Here is a 17,546-nt window from a genome sequence, read left to right on the forward strand (position 1 = left end):
AACCTGACGCTGGTCGAGCCGCTCCGCGAGCTGTTCAAGGACGAGGTGCGGGAACTCGGCCGCGAACTCGGCCTGCCGGAGACGCTGGTGCGGCGCCACCCCTTTCCGGGGCCCGGCTTGGCGGTCCGCATTCTCGGCGAGGTCACGAAGGATCGCGCCGACCTGCTCCGCGCCGCCGACGCCATCTACCTGGAGGAGATCCGTGAAGCCGGGCTCTACGACGAGATCTGGCAGGCGTTCGCGGTGCTGCTCCCGGTCCGAAGCGTCGGCGTCATGGGCGACGCCCGCACCTACGACAGCGTCGCCGCGCTGCGCGCCGTGACCTCCATGGACGGCATGACCGCGGACAGCTACCCCTTCGACCACGCCTTCCTCGCCCACGTCGCCGCCCGCATCATCAACGAAGTCCCCGGCATCGGCCGCGTCGTCTACGACATAACCTCAAAACCCCCAGGCACAATCGAGTGGGAATGACGCCGCGTTCGGCATGGGCTGGCACCAAGTAGCAGGAAAACAAAAGCCAGCCCGCATAACTTCAGGTTTTTTAATTCTGGGTCCGGCAGCGCCCGGCAATTTTCTGCGTCGCCGAGCACCACTTTTCTATGGCATGGTAGCTGGCTCTGGGCCAAATCCGGGTCATCCCGGTACGACTCTGCCATAGCATCGTCGTGGGTGTCGGTCATTCATAGCTTGCTACTTCTTATTTGCTTGCGTGCTGGACAGGCTCCGCAGTGAGACGCAGCCCCAGAGACGAGAGGACCTTGAGCACGGTAGCAAACTCCGGATTGCCATCCATGCTAAGCGCACGATAGAGGCCTTCGCGCGCCAAGCCCGTCTCCCTCGCCACCTGGCTCATGCCCCGCGTCTTGGCAAGGCTTCCCAGGACATTCACAACGGCGGCAGGATCGCCAGCTGCCAGCGCCACATTGAGATCGTTCGCCAGTTCGCCCTCCTGGTCGTCTGGTGGTGACTGCGAACTCGGCTGTTCATCGCTCGCGGCGTTGGCCTCCGCTGGCACATCCAGAAGGCTCTGCTGCCGGCTTGGCAGCCATTCATCCGGCGTAGCGCGTTCGCGCAGATCACGACGCAACTCGCCACTGCAACGGCCCAGAAATGCCTCCCAATCGGCTTCATTCTTGAAGTTGATCGCGCCTTTATCCGGCACGCTGAACAACACAGCGATCTTGCCAGAGCGCACCAGCCGCAGGACGTTCAGGAGTGTTCCAGGACTTTTGCCGTCCCAGATCATCAGACCGAAATCCGCCTCTCGCGCCATCTCGCGATCCTTGGCGGCGTAGAACTGGAATCCCTTGGTGTGCTTGGGTACGTCGATCTTATGTGTCTCCCATTGGCCCAAGTTGTTGCGGAAGCTATCGCCTGAGCAGAACACCGTTACCTTGTCGTAGGCGGCATCGTGGAAGTGCTTCTGCACGGCCTTGTCGGCTCCGTTGGCGTCGCCGACGATGACACGGTGCCCGCTCCTGATGACGTTGTTCAATCGGGTTTTCACGTCCGTAGGGAGGCGAGAGACATGGCGCGAGCCGCCGACGAAAACCGTGTTCATTGGTTGCTCCTGGTCTTGGTGATTGCCAGGGCGCGCACGCTACTGGCTTTTCCTTGCTGTAGCAGCACGTCGGTGATGGCGTTCATGGTGGCGCCAGACCGGAAAAGATCGTCGAAGAGCAGAACGTTTTTCCCTGCGGTCTGGTTGGCATCGACCACATAGAGCCCATCGACCAGCGCATTCCGCTTGTCGGGGTCGGTGACACCCTTGAGTTGCGTTGTCGAGCGTGTCGTCGTGACACACTCCGCAACGGGCAGACCGACCGCATCACCGAGGCCATGCGCCAAGACCAGGACCGGCTGAACGGCGCGTGCGCTAGAAGGCGGTACGGGAACGATCAGATCGACCTTGCCCAGGTGCGGCATCAAGAACGTGGCGGCCGCCTCGATCATGTCCTTCGCCGCATCCTGTTTGCCCCGGTACTTGAGCTGATACAGCAATTCGGCGATCTCCGGGCGCACCGTGTCGAACTGCATATGGCCAAACTCGTTGGGTCCTGTCGGAGTGCTACTAGTCGTATGAAAATCAAGCGCGACGCCGCATCTCCAGCGCCCGACGATGTTTTGCGGGTGAATGGCGATCACAGGCAACTCCCTTGCCGGGATGGCAACACTGTAACCTGTAGGTTACAGTTAGGCAAGGTCTTCCGTCCGCGCTGAATTTGCCCTAGTCGAAGGCGGCACCCGGACCGTTGGTAGGGGCGATCTGACCGCCCTGGAGGGAGAGGATGCGCTTCATGGCGAGGCGGCGGCCTCGGCTTCGACGAGCGCTTGGCGCAGCAGCTCGGGCATGCCCTGCTGTGCTGGCGGCAGCACGCCGTTCGCCGCCAACGGTTCCAGCAGCGCCAGCGCCTCGGCCAGGAGTGCCATCCGCTCGGCGCCGGCATGGAGCTCGGCGAGCAACCAGAGGCTAATCACCATGTCCGTTCGCGGTTGGATTGCGTCCGGCGGTGCGCGCGCCAACAGTTCGCGGAAGATGACGAGGCTCTCGGTGACGGCTTCTCGCGCAGCCGCCGTGTCGCCCGCCTTGTGCCGCATGGCGCTGATCCTGTTCAGGTTTAACCCCAAGTCGCGGGTCCATTCCGTGTTGTCGGGATCCTTGGCGCGCAGCTCTCGGCTGACGGCGAGGCCCTCGGTGTAGGCGTCGAGCGCTGCCGCCGTGTCGCCCGCCTGCCCCCGCAGGTCGCCGATCTTGATGAGGCTCGCGGCGAAGAAACGAGCCCGTTCGATGTTGTCCGGGTCCTTGGCGCGCAGCTCGCGGCCGATGGCGAGGCCCTCGGTGTAGGCGTCGAGCGCAGCCGCCGTGTCGCCCGCCTGGAACCGCAGGTCGCCGATCTTATTCAGGCTCTCCGCGACGCGCTGGGCCCATGCGGCGGTGTCCGGGTCCTTGGCCCGCAAGTCGCGGCTGATGGCGAGGCTCTCGGTGTAGGCGTCGAGCGCCGCTGCCGTATCGCCCGCACGGCGCCGCAGGTCGCCAAGGTAGTCCAGGTTGAGCGCGACGTCGCTGGCCCATAGGGCGTTGTCAGGGTCCTCGGCGCGCAGCTCGCGGCTGATGGCGAGGCCCTCGGTGTAGGCGTCGAGCGCAGCCGCCGTGTCGCCCGCCTGCTGCCTCAAGTCGCCGATGCTGAGGAGGCTCGCGGCGACAAAGCGGGTCCATTGGGTGTTGCCCGGTTCCTTGGCGCGCAGCTCGCGGCTGACGGCGAGGCCCTCGGTATAAGCGTCGAGCGCTGCCGCCATGTCGCCCGCCTGGAGCTGCAGGTCGCCCATCACCATCAGGATCGCCGCGAGGTCCCCGGCCCATTGGGTGTTGTCCGGGTCCTCGGCGCGCAGCTCGCGGCTGATGGCTAGGCTCTCGGAGTAGGCGTCGACCGTTGCCGCCCTGTCGCCCGCCTCGCACCGCAGGTCGCCGATCCTGACGACGCTCATCGCGACGTTGCGGGACCATCCGGCGTTTTTCGGGTCCTTGGCGCGCAGCTCGCGGCTGATGGCGAGGGCCTCGGTATAGGCGTCGAGCGCCGCTGCCGTATCGCCGGCAATGCGCCGCAGGTCGCCCATAATGGAGAGAGTTGCCGCGACGTCGCTGGGCCATACGGCGTTGTCCGGGTCCTCGGCGCGCAGCTCGCGGCTGATGGCGAGGCTCTCGGTGAAGGCGTCCAGCGCTGCCAAGCCATTGCCTTGCCGGACCAGCATCTCGCCGATCAACCTCAGGGAGACAGACCGGCTGCGTTGCAAGGCGGGGTCGTCCGGGAAGCGCTCGGCTAGACTGTCCTGCAGGGCTCGCGCACGATCCAGGATCACGCGGGTGAGGCTGCTCGGCAAGTTGCGATTCTTGAATTCGCGGGCGAGGTCGAAGACCAGGGTGTTCGCGGTTTCGGTGGCAGTGCGCAGGGCCTGCTCGGCGTCGTCGCGGGCGGCCTCGGCCCGGGTGAAGAAGTAGCCGGCGGCGCCGGCGACGACGGCGAAGAGGACCGCGGCCATCGCGGTCAGGGTCTGGCCGAGGCGGGCGCGGCTGCGCGAGCGGCGGACGAATGCCCGGGACGGCTCGGGCAACTCGTCGGCGTGGGTCTTCAGCGCCGCTTCGGCCTCGGCGAGGCGCACGCCACTGGGCAGCAGCAGGCTGCGCGGTTGGCCGGCGTCGCGCCAGCGGCGCTCTGCGCGCTCGATGTCGGGGCGGACGCGCAGGAATGTCTCGGCGGCGGCGGCGGCAGTAGCGGCGCGGTCCCAGGCGGTGATCGCCTTCTCGTGGGCGAAGCGGACGGTGTCGCCGTCCTTGACGATGATGCGGGCGTCGACCAGGGCGTCGAGGAGATCCTGCGCCGCGGGGTCGGGGGCGGCGGCGGTGACCGCTGCGGCACGCAGCACCCGGGTGGTGCTCCGCCCTTCGCCAGTCTCGGCGAGGTCGGTCAGCGTGCGGACGAGCCGCGGCAGGGAGGCCTCGGCCCTGTCCGAGACCACTTTTAAGGCTTCCTCGGCCTGCTCGCGCACCGCGCTCTCGAGGCCTCCGTAGTCGGCGACGGCCAGGGTCAGCACGGGCTCCTCCGGGCCGACATCGCCGAGCTTGCGGCCGGTGGCGCAGGCGCGCTTCGGCCTTGCGGTAGAGCTGGTCCAAGGTGAACTGGAGGAGCGGCAGGGCCTCGGCCCCGACGGCATCGCGGATCAGGACCTCGTCCAGGCCCAGGCCGTCCCGGCGCTCGAAGGCGAGGCCAGCGGCCCGCGCCGGCTCGCGCACGATGGCATCGAGCGCCTCGGGGCCGGGGGCGGCGAGCGCCAGGCCGGCGCCGTCGTCGATCAGGCTCTTCAGCGCGGGCTCGGCCAGGGCGGCGGCTCGGGCATCGGCGCGAAGCGTGGCCACGACGAAGACCCGGCGGGAGCGGGCGAGGGCTGCCAGGGTGGCGGCGAAGCGGCTGCGGGCGTCGGCGGCGACCTCCTTGGCGAAGAGCTCCTCGAGCTGGTCGACGAGCAGGGCGAGGCGCAGCTCAGGGGTCGAGTCGCGATTCTCCGCCTCCCTCAGGGCGGTGGCGGCGCGGTCGAGGGCGCGCAGGATGGGCTGGATGCCGCCGCCGGCAGCGAGGTGGGCAGCGAGGTCGGCCTGGTAGCGGTAGTCGCCCTGGGCGAGCTCCGGCAGGGCCGCCTTCTTGTCGAGTAGGGCCCTTATCTTATCCGCCTGGGCTTCTTCCTTAGCCGGCCCGGCCTCTGCTTCATCCGGCCCGGCCTTTGCTTCATCCTGCCGGCCCGCCTCCCCGGAGAGGGCGGCGGCGAGCGCGGCGAGCGGGTCAGCGCCGCCCGGGCGCAGCGTGGCTGTGCGCAGGTTCGGGTAGAGGACGGCGAGGCGTGGCAGCAGGCCGGCGCGGACCAGGGACGACTTGCCGGCGCCGCTGGCGCCATCGACCAGGAGGAAGGCGCAGCCCTTGGCGGCGGCGTCCTCGAGGCGCTCGCGGGCCCGCTCGACGTCGGCGCGCCGGCCGAAGAACACGGCCTGGTGGTGCGGCCCGAAGGCCTCGAGCCCGACGAAGGGCGAGCCCCGCTCCTCGACCCGCCAGCGGCGCTCGCGGCCGAGCCTGCGGTGGTCGCGCAGCCAGGTGCGCAGCTGTGCTTCGAGGAGGGCTTCGAACTCGTCGGTGGTGCGGAACGAGGTGAAGGCGGCCTTGAAGCCGTCCTGGTCGTTGACCAGCCATTCGGCGGCGAAGGCATCGAGCGCCTGCAGCTGCTCGACGCATTGCTGCCGGGCGGTCGGGTCGTTGGTCGGCACCTCGGCCGGTGCGGTCTTGCGAAAGATCAGCACGTCGGGTAGCGGCCGGCCCTGGCGGCGATGCTCGATGGCGGTCAGCAGCTCGTAGGCGGTGCCGGACAGGTAGGGCCGGCCGTCGGGCATGGCCGGGAAGTCCGCCGGCAGGGGCGAGCCGACCCGCGACCAAAAGAGGCCGATCACCAGGTCGAAGCTGTCGATCTCGGGGATTTGCGGCTGGAAGCTCTGGTGCGCCGAGAAGTAGCGCCCGGCCTCCCAGCGATAGGTCTCGATCTGGAGCCCGTCGATCAGCCCGGCGAGGCGCTCGGCCACCCGCTCTGCTCGCGCCCGTTCGAACGCGACGTCGTTTGGCGAGGAGATGAAGATCCGCACGACATCGGTCATCGCCGGGCACCTGTTGGGAGCAACATTCGTGGCGAGGGTAGCCGGGGCAGTCGTCGTTGCCAAGCTGGATGCGGGCGTTCAGCTGTGCAACGACGATTTTCGTGACCGGTCGGCGACGATTGCGGTGGCCGGCTGATTGGTTTTACTGGCGACGGAAAAGGTAGTCGCCGCGGGCTTTGCGCCAGGCGGCCTTGACGGCCTTGTCGGTGGCCTGGAGATCGAATTTCTCGGGATGGAAGGTGCGGCCGGCCCACTGGCGCATGGTTTCGTACTCTTCGTGAGCGGGGTCGCCCCAGGTTTCGAGGAACTGAACGTAACCGGAGGTTCCGCCGACGTCCTCGGGTGGGCGGTGGCGGGCGCCGTCGACGCACGCCGGGTATTTGCTGGCGGTGTTTTTGCCGAGGCGCTGTTCGAACTCGATGAGGTGCAGCCAGCTGTCGCCAAAGTCGTAGCGATAGAGAAACCGCGGGTTGGGCACATGATAGACGTCGAAGTCGCGGAGATGGACGTCGGTGGCCTCGAACGTCCGTGGGTCGTCTTCGCTTGCGGTGTCCTCCGCCGTTTCCGGCGCGCCGTAGACGAGCCCGCCGATGATGAATTCGTGGAGATGCTCGTCGCGCCAGCCGAAGGCGGCCTGCAACACATGGTGCAGTTCCGCGAGGTTCAGCGACGGCGGCAGCAGCAAGCGTCGCCAGATCGGCGGCCCGATGTCCTGCAGCGTGACCTTGGCTTGGATGATTGTCTGGTCGATGGTGGCCATGCCGCCATCATGGCGGCGACGCGGTCCGGCGACAATTACCCGGCCGTCTGCTCCGCTGCCGCAAGCGCGGTGCGGCGGCGATAGCTCTCGGTGTTGAACTCGAGAATGGCGGCGTGGTGCACCAACCCGGTCGATGGGCGGCGACGGTCATTGCCGGATCGGGTACGCACTTCCAGCCGGAGAACGCCAGCCAGAAATGGTAGAGCAAGTGCGGCAACGGCATGCCGTTGATCGTCAATGCCAGGCTCGACGCGTCGGTGAAGTCCGACAAGGCCTGCTCGCCCGGCGGATGCTCCTGACGAAAGATCAGCTCTCGCTCCGGTCCCTCGGTCGCACGCCAGTGGGCGATCCGTCGTTGCAGCGACCGCAGCACACCGTCGTCGAACCGGCCGGGATGCTGCCGCTGCAACTCCTCCAAAATGGTGGTGCTGCGCAGATGCGGAGCCGCCTGCAACAATGGGACGATCTCTTCCGTCCAAACCCCTGCAAACGGATCCGCACGGGTCCGCTTGCGCCGGTTGCCGACCCGCTGTCTAGGCAGAACCGGGTTGCCTTCCAGCCGCCGAGCCGTTCGTTCACTGAACCCTGCCTTCGCCGCAGCAACCGCCTGCGTCCCGCCCAATCGACGCTGCTCAATGTCCCGCCTCACCTGGCGGTCAGTGATCGGCATTCCTGGCATCAGCCTTCCCCTGTCATCGCAGGGGAAGGCTGATCCCTGCAGCCACCAACCGGCCATCCTGATTGTCGTCAGGCGGTCACATTATCTGTCGTCACACGATATCTGTCGTCACACGATCTCGGATGATAGTTTTGAAGCGGGTTTCGATACGTTCTGAGTGGCGGGTGCACCTGCATTGTGTTTCGGACGGGAGACAGACCAATGTTACCTCGAACCAAATCCGTCGCCGCCTCCGCGATGGCGCTTGTTTTCGCACTTCCCGCCCTTGCGCAGGACCTGTCCTCCGGCCGGTGGATCGACCTGACGCATCCTTTCAACGCGCAGTCCGTCTACTGGCCAACTGCCAAAATGTTCGAGAAGGAGGAGGTTTTCGCGGGGCGGACGGAGGGCGGCTACTACTATAGCGCTTACAACTTCAGCGCAGCCGAACATGGCGGCACGCATCTCGACGCGCCGGTCCATTTTGCAGAAGGCGCCAATACTGCCGATCAGATCCCGGTCGAACAGGTGATTGGCCCGGGAGTCGTGATCGACGTCAGCGATCGCGTCGCCAACGATGTCGACTATCGGGTCAGCGCCGCCGATATCGAGGAGTTCGAACGCAAGCATGGACGCATCCCCGAGGGAGCTATCGTGCTCATCAATACCGGCCGCGCGCCGCTCTACCCGGACCGCGCGCTCTACATGGGCACCTTCGAGCGGGGCGAAGAGGCGGTGGCAAAACTCCACTTCCCAGGCCTCGGTGAGGACGGCGTCGAGCTCCTGGTGGAACGTGCGATCGGCGCGGTGGGCATCGATACGCCGTCAATCGACTATGGGCAGTCGAAGAATTTCGAGACGCACGTCAAACTGATGACCAACAACATCCCGGCCTTCGAGAACGTGGCTGACATGTCGGAGTTGCCGCCGACGGGCTCCACTGTAGTTGCTCTGCCAATGAAGATCGAAGGCGGGTCGGGCGGACCGTTGCGGATCATTGCTCACCTGCCCGAATAACTGTGGACCGCCGGCTTGAACCTCCCTCGAATTGGTGGACACCTTTGTTGAGCTCCTTTGGGAGCAGGAAGGTGTTTGATGACGAAATCGCGTCGGAGTTTCACGGACGAGTTCAAGCGGTGGGGAAGATAATATAGCTTCTTGGGCGGACAGCTTTCGGCAGTGCGAGAGCGTTACAAAGTTGCTCTGAATGGCTCGATTGAGCCGCGTCAGCCCTTGACTGCTCCGGCGGCGGGGATATTTGGCTTGCGGGCTCCCTGCGGGGAACCGGTTCGGCAACACCCGCAAACATGGGCGTTGCCCTACACCGAAACGTTTGGGAAAAAACTCTCTTCGCGAAGTCGTTGTATATCAATACGTTAGCGCAGGCTCTGCATACATTTGCATACATCCGCATACAGAATTGCGGCCGAAACGGACACAAAAGGCCTACTATCAGGACTTTAGACCCAATCCCCCTGTGCGATTCCGCCACAAACCTGCGCGAATTCGGCGCAGTTCGACGCCGGCCGCAGCGGCTTTGTCATTGCGCGAATTCGGGGTCGAGTTCGCCCTCCGGGTCCGCTTCGACCAGTTCGGCGGCGCGCACGTAGAGGGCGGCGAAGCGTTCGACGCGCTCCGCGGACTCGGGATCGCGGCCGCCGACGGCGCCGAACAACTGGGCTGCATCCCGCAGCAGCTTTGCCGCGAGTTCGGCATGGGTCATGTCGTCATTTCTCCTTGTTGAATCTGGATTGGACAGGCGCAAGCTTCCGGCGCGGGTCCCCCATACAAACACAGGCGTAACCGCTCCGTAAAGGCACGCGGTCCGGCGTCCTTCACACGTGCCGGCGGATGCCGTTGGCGGCGGCGGCGATGGCGTCCTTGTCGCCCGGCTTCAGGCCCCAGTTGAGCCTGAGGTCGTCGCCCTCGATCCTCGGCAGCACGTGCCAATGAAAATGAGCGACTGACTGCGCCGCCCCCGGCCCGTTGGCCTGGACGATGTTGACCCCGTCCGGCGCCATGGCGTCGCGCACCGCCGCCGCGACCCGCTTGACCGTTGCGACGGTCGCCGCCAGGAGGTCATCCGGCATGGCGTACAGATCCGCAGCATGCGCCTTGGGGACCACCAGGACATGACCGGGATTGGCGGGATTGATGTCCATGAACGCCATGCTCCGCTCGTCCTCGAAGACCCTGACGCTCGGGACCTCTCCCCGTACGATTTTGCAGAAAATGCAGTCGTCCACAAGCGTCATTCAGCGCCTCCCGATGCAAGTGTTGGCCTTCCCGGAATCGCACCCTAATGTCTGCGACTGCCGGCGGCAACGCTGCGGCCGGAGTGCCAGGATCCGGAGTGCCGGGATCCGGAGTGCCGGAATGGGGTCGAGCACGATCGGTAACCAAATCGCGCGCCTTGGCCGCGTCGGCGCGCGCGCTGTCGCCGCCGCTGTCCTGCTCGTGCTGGCTTCGGCGCCCGGCGCCCCGTTGCGGGCGGAGGAGGCTCCGGTGGTCGCCGCGGCGGCCGACCTGCAGTTCGCGCTGGCCGACATCGCCGCCGCGTTCCGCAGGGAGACCGGCGCGTCGGTGACGCTCACCTTCGGCGCCTCCGGCAACCTGGCCCGCCAGATCCGCCAGGGCGCACCCTATCAGCTGTATCTGTCAGCCGACGAGGCTTACGTGCTCGATCTGGCGCGGGAGGGGTTCACGCGCGGCCCCGGCGCCGTCTACGCTAATGGCCGCCTGGTCGTCTTCGCGCCCCAAGGCTCGCCCGTTGCGCCTGATGGCAGCCTCGACGGCCTGCGCGGCGCGTTGAACGAAGGGCGGGTGCAAGCCTTCGCCATCGCCAATCCGGAGCACGCGCCCTACGGCGCTCGCGCCCGTGAAGCGCTGCGCCACGCAGGCTTGTGGGAGGCCGTCGAGCCACATTTGGTGTACGGGGAAAACGTGGCCCAGGCGGCGCAGTTCGCCACGTCCGGCTCGGCGGACGGCGGCATCTTTGCGCACGCGCTGGCGCTGTCGCCGGCCGTCGGCCGGCTCGGCCGCTTCGCCCTGATCCCGGCGGCGTACCACACGCCGCTCCGCCAGCGCATGGTGCTGCTCAGGCCGGCAGGAGCGACGGCGGCGCGCTTCTACGACTACCTGCAGCAGCCGCCGGCGTGGGCGCTGTTGGACCGCTACGGGTTCGCGCGTCCCGACCCGCAGGCCGGGGATTAGGGGCGCATGGACTGGAGCGCGCTGACGCTGTCGTTGCGCCTCGGCGCGCTCACGGTCGTGGTCCTGCTGCCGTTGGCGATACTGGTCGCGCGCCCGCTCGCCTGGCGGCGGTTTCGCGGCAAGGCCATCGTCGAAGCGTTGTTCGCTCTGCCGCTGGTGCTGCCGCCGACCGTGCTCGGCTATTACCTCTTGCTCGCCTTCGGCGGCGCGTCTCCGGTCGGCCGCGCGTGGAGCGACGTGTTCGGCGGACCGCTGGTGTTCAGCTTCGAAGGCCTGTTGCTGGCCTCCGTCATCGTCAACCTGCCATTCGCGGTGCAGCCGGTGCAGCGCGGCTTCGAGGCGATCCCGGGGGAGCTGCGCGACGCGGCGTTCTGCTGCGGCATGACGCCGTGGCGGGTGTTCACGCGCATCGAGTTGCCGCTCGCCTGGCCCGGCATCCTCACCGGCGCGGTGCTGACCTTCGCCCATACGCTGGGCGAGTTCGGCGTGGTATTGATGATCGGCGGCAACATTCCCGGCGAGACGCGCACCATGTCCATCGCCATCTATGATCGTGTCCAGGCGTTCGACGACGCGGCGGCCGGCCGCATGGCGATCGTCCTGGTGGTGCTCTCCGTCGCGGCCATCGCCCTGACCTATGCTCTTTCCGCGCGCGTCGGCCGGCGGCTCGACTGAGGGCCCGGCCGGTCCCGGCCTCCACGTCCGGCTGGCGCAGACGCAGCCGATCCCTCTCGGCGTCCGTTTCGCCGCCCGCGGGCGCGAGGTGCTGGCGCTGGTGGGGCCGTCGGGCAGCGGCAAGTCGACGGTGCTCCGCTGCATCGCGGGGCTGCACCGGGCCGCTGCGGGTCGGATCGTGGTCAACGGCGAGACGTGGTTCGACGCGGCGGCCGGGGTCCATCTGGCTCCCTACCGCCGCCGCACAGGCTTGGTGCTGCAGAGCTACGCCCTGTTTCCGCACATGACCGTGCTCGGCAACGTGCTGAGCGCCCTCGGCCACCTGCCGGCGCCGGCGCGGGAGGCGCGGGCCCGCGAGGTTCTCGAGATCGTCAATCTCGCGGGCCTCGAGCACCGCCGGCCGGCGCAGCTCTCCGGCGGTCAGCAACAGCGGGTGGCCGTCGCCCGGGCGCTGGCCCGCGAGCCGGACGTGCTGCTCCTGGACGAGCCGTTTTCCGCCGTCGACAAGGCAACGCGCGAGAAGCTCTACAGGGAGCTGGCCGCGATGCGGACGCGGCTGTCGATGCCGGTGGTGCTCGTCACCCACGACCTCGACGAAGCGACGCTGCTCGCCGACCGCCTCTGCATCCTCCATCACGGCAACACCCTGCAGGTGGGCACGCCGGCCGAGGTGGTGGATCGTCCGGATTCGGCCGAGGTGGCGCGCCTCGTCGGTCACAAGAACATCTTCAAGGGGACGGTGGTCGGCCACGACACGGAACGCGGATTGACCATGGTGCGCTGGCGGGATCGGGTCCATGATGTTCGCGGCGACGGGAGCTTTTCGGCCGGCGCCGCGGTCGCGTGGCTGGTGCCGCCGGCGCATATCCTGCTCCACCGCCGCGGTCGGCCATCGCGGGGCGAGGCGGAGAACCCCGTCAGCGGTGTGTTGAGCGAGTGCACCGGGATGCGCGACACGGTCATCTGCGTGCTGCGCATCGGCAGCGGGGGCGGCGGCGGCGACTCTTTGACGTTCACCGTTCCGAGCCATGTGGCGCGTAGAAACGGGCTGGCCATCGGGGAGGAGGCGACCGTGTCGCTGCTCGCCGCCGGCATCCACCTGATGCCGGCCGAAGTCGCTCCGGTCGAGCCTCAGCCGTAGAGCATCAGGCCGCTGCCGTGTTGCGAGAGCCACTGCCGCGCGTTGCGCGCCTCCGGGGTCAGAGTCTCGACAACGCGCCAGAACGCCGGGCCGTGGCCGCGCTCCACGAGGTGCGCCAACTCGTGCGCGACCACATAGTCGAGAACCACTGGCGGCGCCATGATCAGCCGCCAATTGAAGGACAGGTTGCCATTGGCCGCGCACGAGCCCCAGCGGGTGCGCTGATCGCGGATGGCGATGCGCCCAGGGCGGCGACCGATCCGCGCCGCTGCGCCCTCCACGCGCGGCGCCAACGCCTCCCGCGCGCGATTTCGCAGCCAGGCGTGGACCTGATCCGAAAGCCGGCCGAGGGTGCCGCCGACCACGATCTCGCCGCCCGCGGCGTTCACCGCGCGGCGTGGCTGTGCCGGGTCATGGCGGATGCGGTGCGGGACCCCCTGGAGCGGGATCTCGGCGCCGGGCGCGAACGGAATCCGCCTCGGCAAGGCGCCCAGCCGGCTTCGCAGCCACTCGCTCTTGCTGCGGGCGAAGGCGACGCCATCGTCCACCGAGACGCCGGAGGGCACGGTGATGACCACTGCGCCGGAGCAGGGGGCGATGCGCAGGATCATACGGCGGGCGCGCGGATTGCAGCGAACGGTGACGGGCAGCGTCCGATCCGCGAGGGTCAGCGACGCGCTGGCGACCGCGATCCTCTCCCGGCGCAGGCGCGAAATGATGCGCATGGTCAGGTGCGCTCCCAAGTCTCGTCGTCATCGGGCCAACTGACGATGTGGTGCTCGAGCGGGCCGGCTTGGCGCTCCGGAACCGCCCGGCCGCGAACGGAAGCGCCGACACGATGCACCAGTTCGGGGTCGCCGGAGACCAGGTGGTGCCACCACGGCAGATCCCGGCCCGCGGCAAGGCGGCGATAGGCGCAGCTCGCCGGCAGCCAGCCGAACTCGGCGACGTTGTCCGGTCTCAGGATCTGACACGACGGCACCCGCTGGACGCGATTGGCGTAGTCCCGGCACCGGCACGCGCTGGTGTCGAGCAGCCGGCAGGCGACGTTGGTGTGGGCGATGTCGCCGGTCGCCGGGTCTTCGAGCTTGGCGAGGCAGCACTTGCCGCAGCCGTCGCAGAGCGACTCCCACTCCGCCGCGGTCATCTCGGCAAGGGTTTTCCGCCGCCAGAACGGCGGTCCGGAAAGTTCAGCCATCCGCCGCATCCTCCCGGTCGATCAGGTGCACGAACGAGCCCATGACCGAGCCGGCAGCGAGGCCGGTGGCGCCGAGCGGCCGTCCGCCGGCATCGGCGCAATCGAACAGGGGCTGGCCGGGGCCTTCGCGGAGCACCTTTGCGAAGTGGAACTCGTGGCCGCGGAACACGGCGCCGCTCGGTCCCAGAGGCCCAGAAGACGCAAGCGATACCCGCCGATAGCCGAGGTGCAGTCCGCGATCCGCGAACGACGTCTCCACCGGCAGCAGGCCGGCCATCGCATGCGCTTCGCCGCCGGCGTCGATCAACTGTTCGCCGAGGACCATGTAGCCGCCGCATTCCCCGAACACCGCCGCGCCCCGCGCCGCGGCCTCCCGCAAGCCGGTGAGGAACCGCCGGTTGCCGGCGAGGCGCGCGGCGTGCAACTCCGGATATCCGCCGGGGAGGTAGATCGCGTCGCAGTCCTCCGCGGGTGGTTCATCGGCGAGCGGCGAGAACGGCACGAGCTCGCAGCCGGCCCCGCGCCACCCTTCCGTCACCAGCGGATAGCGGAACGCGAAAGCGACATCATCGGCGACGGCGATCCGCTGCCCCAGTGGCGGCAGCGGCGGCGAGGTCGTCGTAGGGGCGCCAGGAGCCGACGACGGGCGCGCCAGCGCGCAGAGTCTCGCGGTGTCGACATGCGTCGCGAAGAACTCCGCCGCATCATCGAGAAAGCGGGCGAGATCGGAGTGCTCCAGCGCCTGCACCAGGCCGAGGTGGCGCTCGGGGAGACGGAGCGTCTCCGCATAAGGCAGGCAGCCCAGCACTGCGACATCGGGCAGATGGTCGGCCATGGCGTCCCGCAGGACCGCGGCGTGGCCGGGGCCGCCGACCCGATTGAACAGCACCCCGACCACATGGACGTCGCGCCGATGGGTCGCGAAGCCGCGCACCACTGCCGCTGCGGAGGCCGCTTGAGCGCCGGCGTCCACGATGAGAACCACCGGCCAGCCGCTCATGGCGGCAAGGTCGGCGGTCGATCCGGTGCGGGCATCGGCGCCGTCGAACAGGCCCATGACGCCTTCGCACACCACCAGCTCCGCGCTGGTCGCGAGCGTCGTCATGGCGGCCGAAAGGGTCGCCTCGCGCATGGCCCATACGTCGAGATTGATGCACGCCCTTCCGGTGGCGGCGGCATGGAACCCGGCGTCGATGTAGTCCGGGCCCATCTTTGCCGACGCCGTGACTACTCCCGAACGGACGAGGTGGCGCAGCAGGCCCAGGGTGACGACCGTCTTGCCACACCCGGAGGCGGGCGCCGCGATGATCAGCCCGCGCGTCATAGCGTCGTGCGGCCTAAAGAGCCGCTTCCAGTTGCTCGGCCATGCGCTCGGCGCTCAGGTTGTGGCTGAAGTGGCGCACATAGCTCCCGTCGGGCCCCATCAAGTAGGTGATCGAGGTGTGGTCCATCAGGTAGGCGCCCTGCTCCGCCCCCTCCTGTTCGACCTTGGCGGAATAGACCCTGTAGGCCTTGGCCGCCGCCGCGACCTGCTCCGGCGTGCCGGTGAGGGCAACGAGCCGCGGATGGAAGAACTCCACGTAGTCCTTCAGCACCTCCGGCGTGTCCCGTTCCGGATCGACGGTGATCAACACCGGCGCGATCGCTTCCGCCTTGTCGCCCAGCAACTCCATGGCGCCGGAGTTGCGCGAAAGCGACGTCGGGCAGACGTCGGGGCAGTAGGTGTAGCCGAAGTAGACCAGCATGTATTTGCCGTGAAAGTCGGCGTCCGTCACCGTTCGTCCATCCTGGTCCACCAGGGTGAACGGTCCACCAATGGCGGCGCCCGCGGCCGAAGACTGCGGCGTGCCGGGAACCGTGGCAGCGTCCTCACCCGCCGGTCCGAAGTAGTGGCGGCCGGCGAGGAAGGCGACGATGATGAGGATCATGACTGCGAGCGCCACGATCACGCCATTGATGCCGCGGGTCGCTTGTTGCTTCCGGGCGGGATCGGCGTCCGTCATGTCGTGCAACTCCTTCACTTCGATCAGGCAATGATCCGCCACGCCATGTAGGTGAGCGCGGCGGCGTTGAGCATCAACAACACCGGCGTAACGCGCGCCGTCATCGTTCGCCAGCGGAGTCCCGCCACATGCCCGGCGAAACCGACCCCGACGAGCGCGGGCACGGTGCCGAGCGCGAACATCGCCATCGCCATGGCCCCCGACAGCGCACTGCCGCTCGACGCCGCGGCCGCCAGGGCGCCGTACAGCAGTCCGCACGGCAGGAAGCCGAGGGCAAGGCCGAGCGCGTACCCCCTGATCCCGATGGGCCGCTGGAACAGCGGCCGCACGGAGCGTCCGACGGAGCGCCCCCACCAGTCCTCGCCGCCCCGCGACAGCCACGGCGTCGCGAACCTCGGCAGGACGGCGCCCAGGCGCTCGAGGCCGTAGCCGAGGAACAGCAGCGCCGCGATGGCAAGCAACGCCGCCGAAAGCCAGCGGAGGCCGGTGACGTCGGCGACTCCGCCGGCGACAGCCGCCGCCGCCGCCCCGAGCCCCGTGTAGGTGGTCATGCGCCCGAGATGATAGGGCGCCAGCGCCGCCCCGAACAGGCGATCGAGCTCGCGCATTCCCGCCGCCGGCGTCGCCTCCAGGCGCGCCACGGTCTGGCCCAGAACCAGCGGCCCGCACATGCCGACGCAGTGCCCGATGCTGCCCACCAGCCCGGCCACGAACAGACTGGCGAGGAGGTCGCCATGCTGAACCGCGACCGCCTGACAGTACGCCAGTCCGGACGACAGCAGTCCGAAGACTTGAGGATCGGAGGTCATGGCCTAGTGGCAGGGGTCATGCGCGAAAGCGGCGGTCGACGCCTCCCATCCAACATATTGCGGCCCGGCCCCCTTTGCAATCGCAGCACGGACAGGATGAGTAAGGCGGGCGTCCCGTTCTCAAGACGTGGTAAACTGATTCAGCAGACCGTACTTCATGCCGAGCCTCTTGAAACATGAGCTTCGTCGTCGTGCACGACGGGGGAAGGGGAAGGGGAAGGGAAGACCGATGGCGGACTGGACGCTGGTGCTGGGGAACAAGAACTATTCGTCGTGGTCGGCGCGGGCGCTGCTGGTCATGGCGGAGACGGGGGCGGCGTTCGACGAGATCGTCATCCCGCTCGACCACCCGGAGACGGCAGCGACCATAGCGCAACATTCTCCATCGGGTTTGGTGCCGGTGTTGAAGCACCGCGACACGGTGATCTGGGATTCGCTCGCCATCACCGAGTACGCGTCCGTACATTTGCCCGACGCCGGCGTCTGGCCGGAAGACGCCTCAGCGCGTGCCGTGGCGCGATCCGCCGCGGCGGAGATGCATGGCGGCTTCCGCGAACTCCGCGGTCACCTGCCGATGAACGTCCGGGCGTCGAAGCCCGGTCGCGACCGGCCGGAAACCGTGGAATCCGACATACGCCGCGTGGTTGGCTTGTGGCGCGATTGTCGCGAGCGGTTCGGCGACGGCGGCCCATTCCTGTTCGGGCGCTGGTGCGCGGCGGATGCCTTCTACGCGCCGGTGGTCAGCCGTTTCCGAACCTACGGCGTCGACCTGGATGACGTGTGTCGGGCATATGCCGGGGCCGTCGTTGCCCGGCCGTCGGTCGTCGCGTGGTTTGCTGCCGCCGAGGCGGAGACGTGGGCGGTCGACAAGTACGACAGCATCTGACGGGGATGAC

At 68.0% G+C, this 17,546-nt stretch carries 20 protein-coding genes and 1 pseudogene (1 of these 21 running past the window's edge); 9 read left to right on the top strand and 12 right to left on the bottom strand.

The window, feature by feature from the left end; translation table 11 throughout:
* Positions 1-474 (top strand): annotated as a pseudogene (guaA, locus tag IPM60_16525) (glutamine-hydrolyzing GMP synthase) (it extends 1,078 nt beyond the left edge of the window).
* 226 nt (positions 475-700) lie between these two features.
* Here guaA and IPM60_16530 read toward each other — a convergent pair.
* The 3 genes from IPM60_16530 to IPM60_16540 all read right to left on the bottom strand — a co-directional run bounded on the left by IPM60_16530 (position 701) and on the right by IPM60_16540 (position 4,593).
* On the bottom strand, positions 701-1,564 hold the full coding sequence (locus tag IPM60_16530) for a putative addiction module antidote protein (GenBank protein ID MBK8909416.1): 864 nt from the start codon (positions 1,562-1,564) through the stop codon (positions 701-703).
* Positions 1,561-2,148 (bottom strand): ComF family protein, encoded by a 588-nt coding sequence (locus IPM60_16535; GenBank protein ID MBK8909417.1) that lies wholly within the window; start codon positions 2,146-2,148, stop codon positions 1,561-1,563. Before IPM60_16535 ends, IPM60_16530 begins: the two co-directional genes overlap by 4 nt.
* 150 nt (positions 2,149-2,298) lie before the next feature.
* A complete protein-coding gene (locus tag IPM60_16540) occupies positions 2,299-4,593 on the bottom strand; it encodes a tetratricopeptide repeat protein (protein MBK8909418.1) in 2,295 nt (764 codons plus the stop codon).
* Positions 4,594-4,630: 37 nt separating this feature from the next.
* Here IPM60_16540 and IPM60_16545 point away from each other — a divergent pair, with 37 nt between their 5' ends.
* The 3 genes from IPM60_16545 to IPM60_16555 all read left to right on the top strand — a co-directional run bounded on the left by IPM60_16545 (position 4,631) and on the right by IPM60_16555 (position 6,329).
* Positions 4,631-5,209 carry a hypothetical protein gene (locus IPM60_16545; GenBank protein MBK8909419.1) on the top strand — a complete coding sequence of 193 codons (579 nt, stop codon included), beginning with the start codon at positions 4,631-4,633 and terminating at the stop codon, positions 5,207-5,209.
* A 333-nt stretch (positions 5,210-5,542) separates the two neighbouring features.
* The gene (locus IPM60_16550; protein MBK8909420.1) at positions 5,543-5,854 is read left to right on the top strand and encodes a hypothetical protein; all 312 of its coding nucleotides are present in this window, start codon (positions 5,543-5,545) and stop codon (positions 5,852-5,854) included.
* Between the two features lie 313 nt (positions 5,855-6,167).
* On the top strand, positions 6,168-6,329 hold the full coding sequence (locus IPM60_16555) for a hypothetical protein (GenBank protein MBK8909421.1): 162 nt from the start codon (positions 6,168-6,170) through the stop codon (positions 6,327-6,329).
* Positions 6,330-6,335: 6 nt separating this feature from the next.
* Here IPM60_16555 and IPM60_16560 read toward each other — a convergent pair whose 3' ends face one another.
* Positions 6,336-6,953: a plasmid pRiA4b ORF-3 family protein gene (locus IPM60_16560; protein MBK8909422.1), complete on the bottom strand. Its 618-nt coding sequence runs from the start codon at positions 6,951-6,953 to the stop codon at positions 6,336-6,338.
* A 7-nt stretch (positions 6,954-6,960) separates the two neighbouring features.
* Positions 6,961-7,623: a hypothetical protein gene (locus tag IPM60_16565; protein MBK8909423.1), complete on the bottom strand. Its 663-nt coding sequence runs from the start codon at positions 7,621-7,623 to the stop codon at positions 6,961-6,963.
* 246 nt (positions 7,624-7,869) lie between these two features.
* Here IPM60_16565 and IPM60_16570 point away from each other — a divergent pair, with 246 nt between their 5' ends.
* Complete coding sequence (locus IPM60_16570; protein MBK8909424.1) at positions 7,870-8,628, top strand: cyclase family protein; 759 nt, start codon at positions 7,870-7,872, stop codon at positions 8,626-8,628.
* A gap of 523 nt (positions 8,629-9,151) precedes the next feature.
* Here IPM60_16570 and IPM60_16575 read toward each other — a convergent pair.
* Both IPM60_16575 and IPM60_16580 read right to left on the bottom strand, forming a co-directional pair.
* Positions 9,152-9,334, bottom strand: coding sequence for a hypothetical protein (locus IPM60_16575; protein ID MBK8909425.1), 183 nt, complete (start codon positions 9,332-9,334; stop codon positions 9,152-9,154).
* Positions 9,335-9,446: 112 nt separating this feature from the next.
* A complete protein-coding gene (locus IPM60_16580; protein ID MBK8909426.1) occupies positions 9,447-9,866 on the bottom strand; it encodes an HIT family protein in 420 nt (139 codons plus the stop codon).
* Positions 9,867-9,987: 121 nt separating this feature from the next.
* Between IPM60_16580 and modA the strand changes: the two genes are divergently transcribed.
* From modA to IPM60_16595, 3 genes are read left to right on the top strand one after another with little or no spacing between them, the layout of a single operon-like run.
* Positions 9,988-10,824, top strand: a complete 837-nt coding sequence (gene modA, locus IPM60_16585; GenBank protein MBK8909427.1) for a molybdate ABC transporter substrate-binding protein — start codon at positions 9,988-9,990, stop codon at positions 10,822-10,824.
* A 6-nt stretch (positions 10,825-10,830) separates the two neighbouring features.
* On the top strand, positions 10,831-11,499 hold the full coding sequence (gene modB, locus IPM60_16590) for a molybdate ABC transporter permease subunit (GenBank protein ID MBK8909428.1): 669 nt from the start codon (positions 10,831-10,833) through the stop codon (positions 11,497-11,499).
* On the top strand, positions 11,462-12,640 hold the full coding sequence (locus tag IPM60_16595; GenBank protein MBK8909429.1) for an ABC transporter ATP-binding protein: 1,179 nt from the start codon (positions 11,462-11,464) through the stop codon (positions 12,638-12,640). Before modB ends, IPM60_16595 begins: the two co-directional genes overlap by 38 nt.
* Here IPM60_16595 and IPM60_16600 read toward each other — a convergent pair.
* From IPM60_16600 to IPM60_16620, 5 genes are all read right to left on the bottom strand, one after another.
* Positions 12,631-13,365, bottom strand: a complete 735-nt coding sequence (locus IPM60_16600) for a M48 family metallopeptidase (protein ID MBK8909430.1) — start codon at positions 13,363-13,365, stop codon at positions 12,631-12,633. The two genes, IPM60_16595 and IPM60_16600, sit on opposite strands and share 10 nt — an antisense overlap.
* A gap of 2 nt (positions 13,366-13,367) precedes the next feature.
* On the bottom strand, positions 13,368-13,838 hold the full coding sequence (locus tag IPM60_16605; GenBank protein MBK8909431.1) for a YcgN family cysteine cluster protein: 471 nt from the start codon (positions 13,836-13,838) through the stop codon (positions 13,368-13,370).
* Positions 13,831-15,162: a cobyrinate a,c-diamide synthase gene (locus IPM60_16610; protein MBK8909432.1), complete on the bottom strand. Its 1,332-nt coding sequence runs from the start codon at positions 15,160-15,162 to the stop codon at positions 13,831-13,833. The genes IPM60_16605 and IPM60_16610 overlap by 8 nt, the downstream gene beginning before the upstream one ends.
* A 13-nt stretch (positions 15,163-15,175) precedes the next feature.
* A complete protein-coding gene (locus IPM60_16615; GenBank protein MBK8909433.1) occupies positions 15,176-15,766 on the bottom strand; it encodes an SCO family protein in 591 nt (196 codons plus the stop codon).
* A 98-nt stretch (positions 15,767-15,864) separates the two neighbouring features.
* Positions 15,865-16,650, bottom strand: a complete 786-nt coding sequence (locus IPM60_16620; protein ID MBK8909434.1) for a sulfite exporter TauE/SafE family protein — start codon at positions 16,648-16,650, stop codon at positions 15,865-15,867.
* Between the two features lie 229 nt (positions 16,651-16,879).
* On the opposite strand from IPM60_16620, the gene IPM60_16625 reads away from it, so the two are divergent.
* The gene (locus tag IPM60_16625) at positions 16,880-17,536 is read left to right on the top strand and encodes a glutathione S-transferase family protein (protein ID MBK8909435.1); all 657 of its coding nucleotides are present in this window, start codon (positions 16,880-16,882) and stop codon (positions 17,534-17,536) included.
* Positions 17,537-17,546: the final 10 nt, after the last annotated feature.

Source organism: Rhodospirillales bacterium, assembly GCA_016710335.1.
GTDB lineage: Bacteria > Pseudomonadota > Alphaproteobacteria > Rhodospirillales > Defluviicoccaceae > JADJXQ01.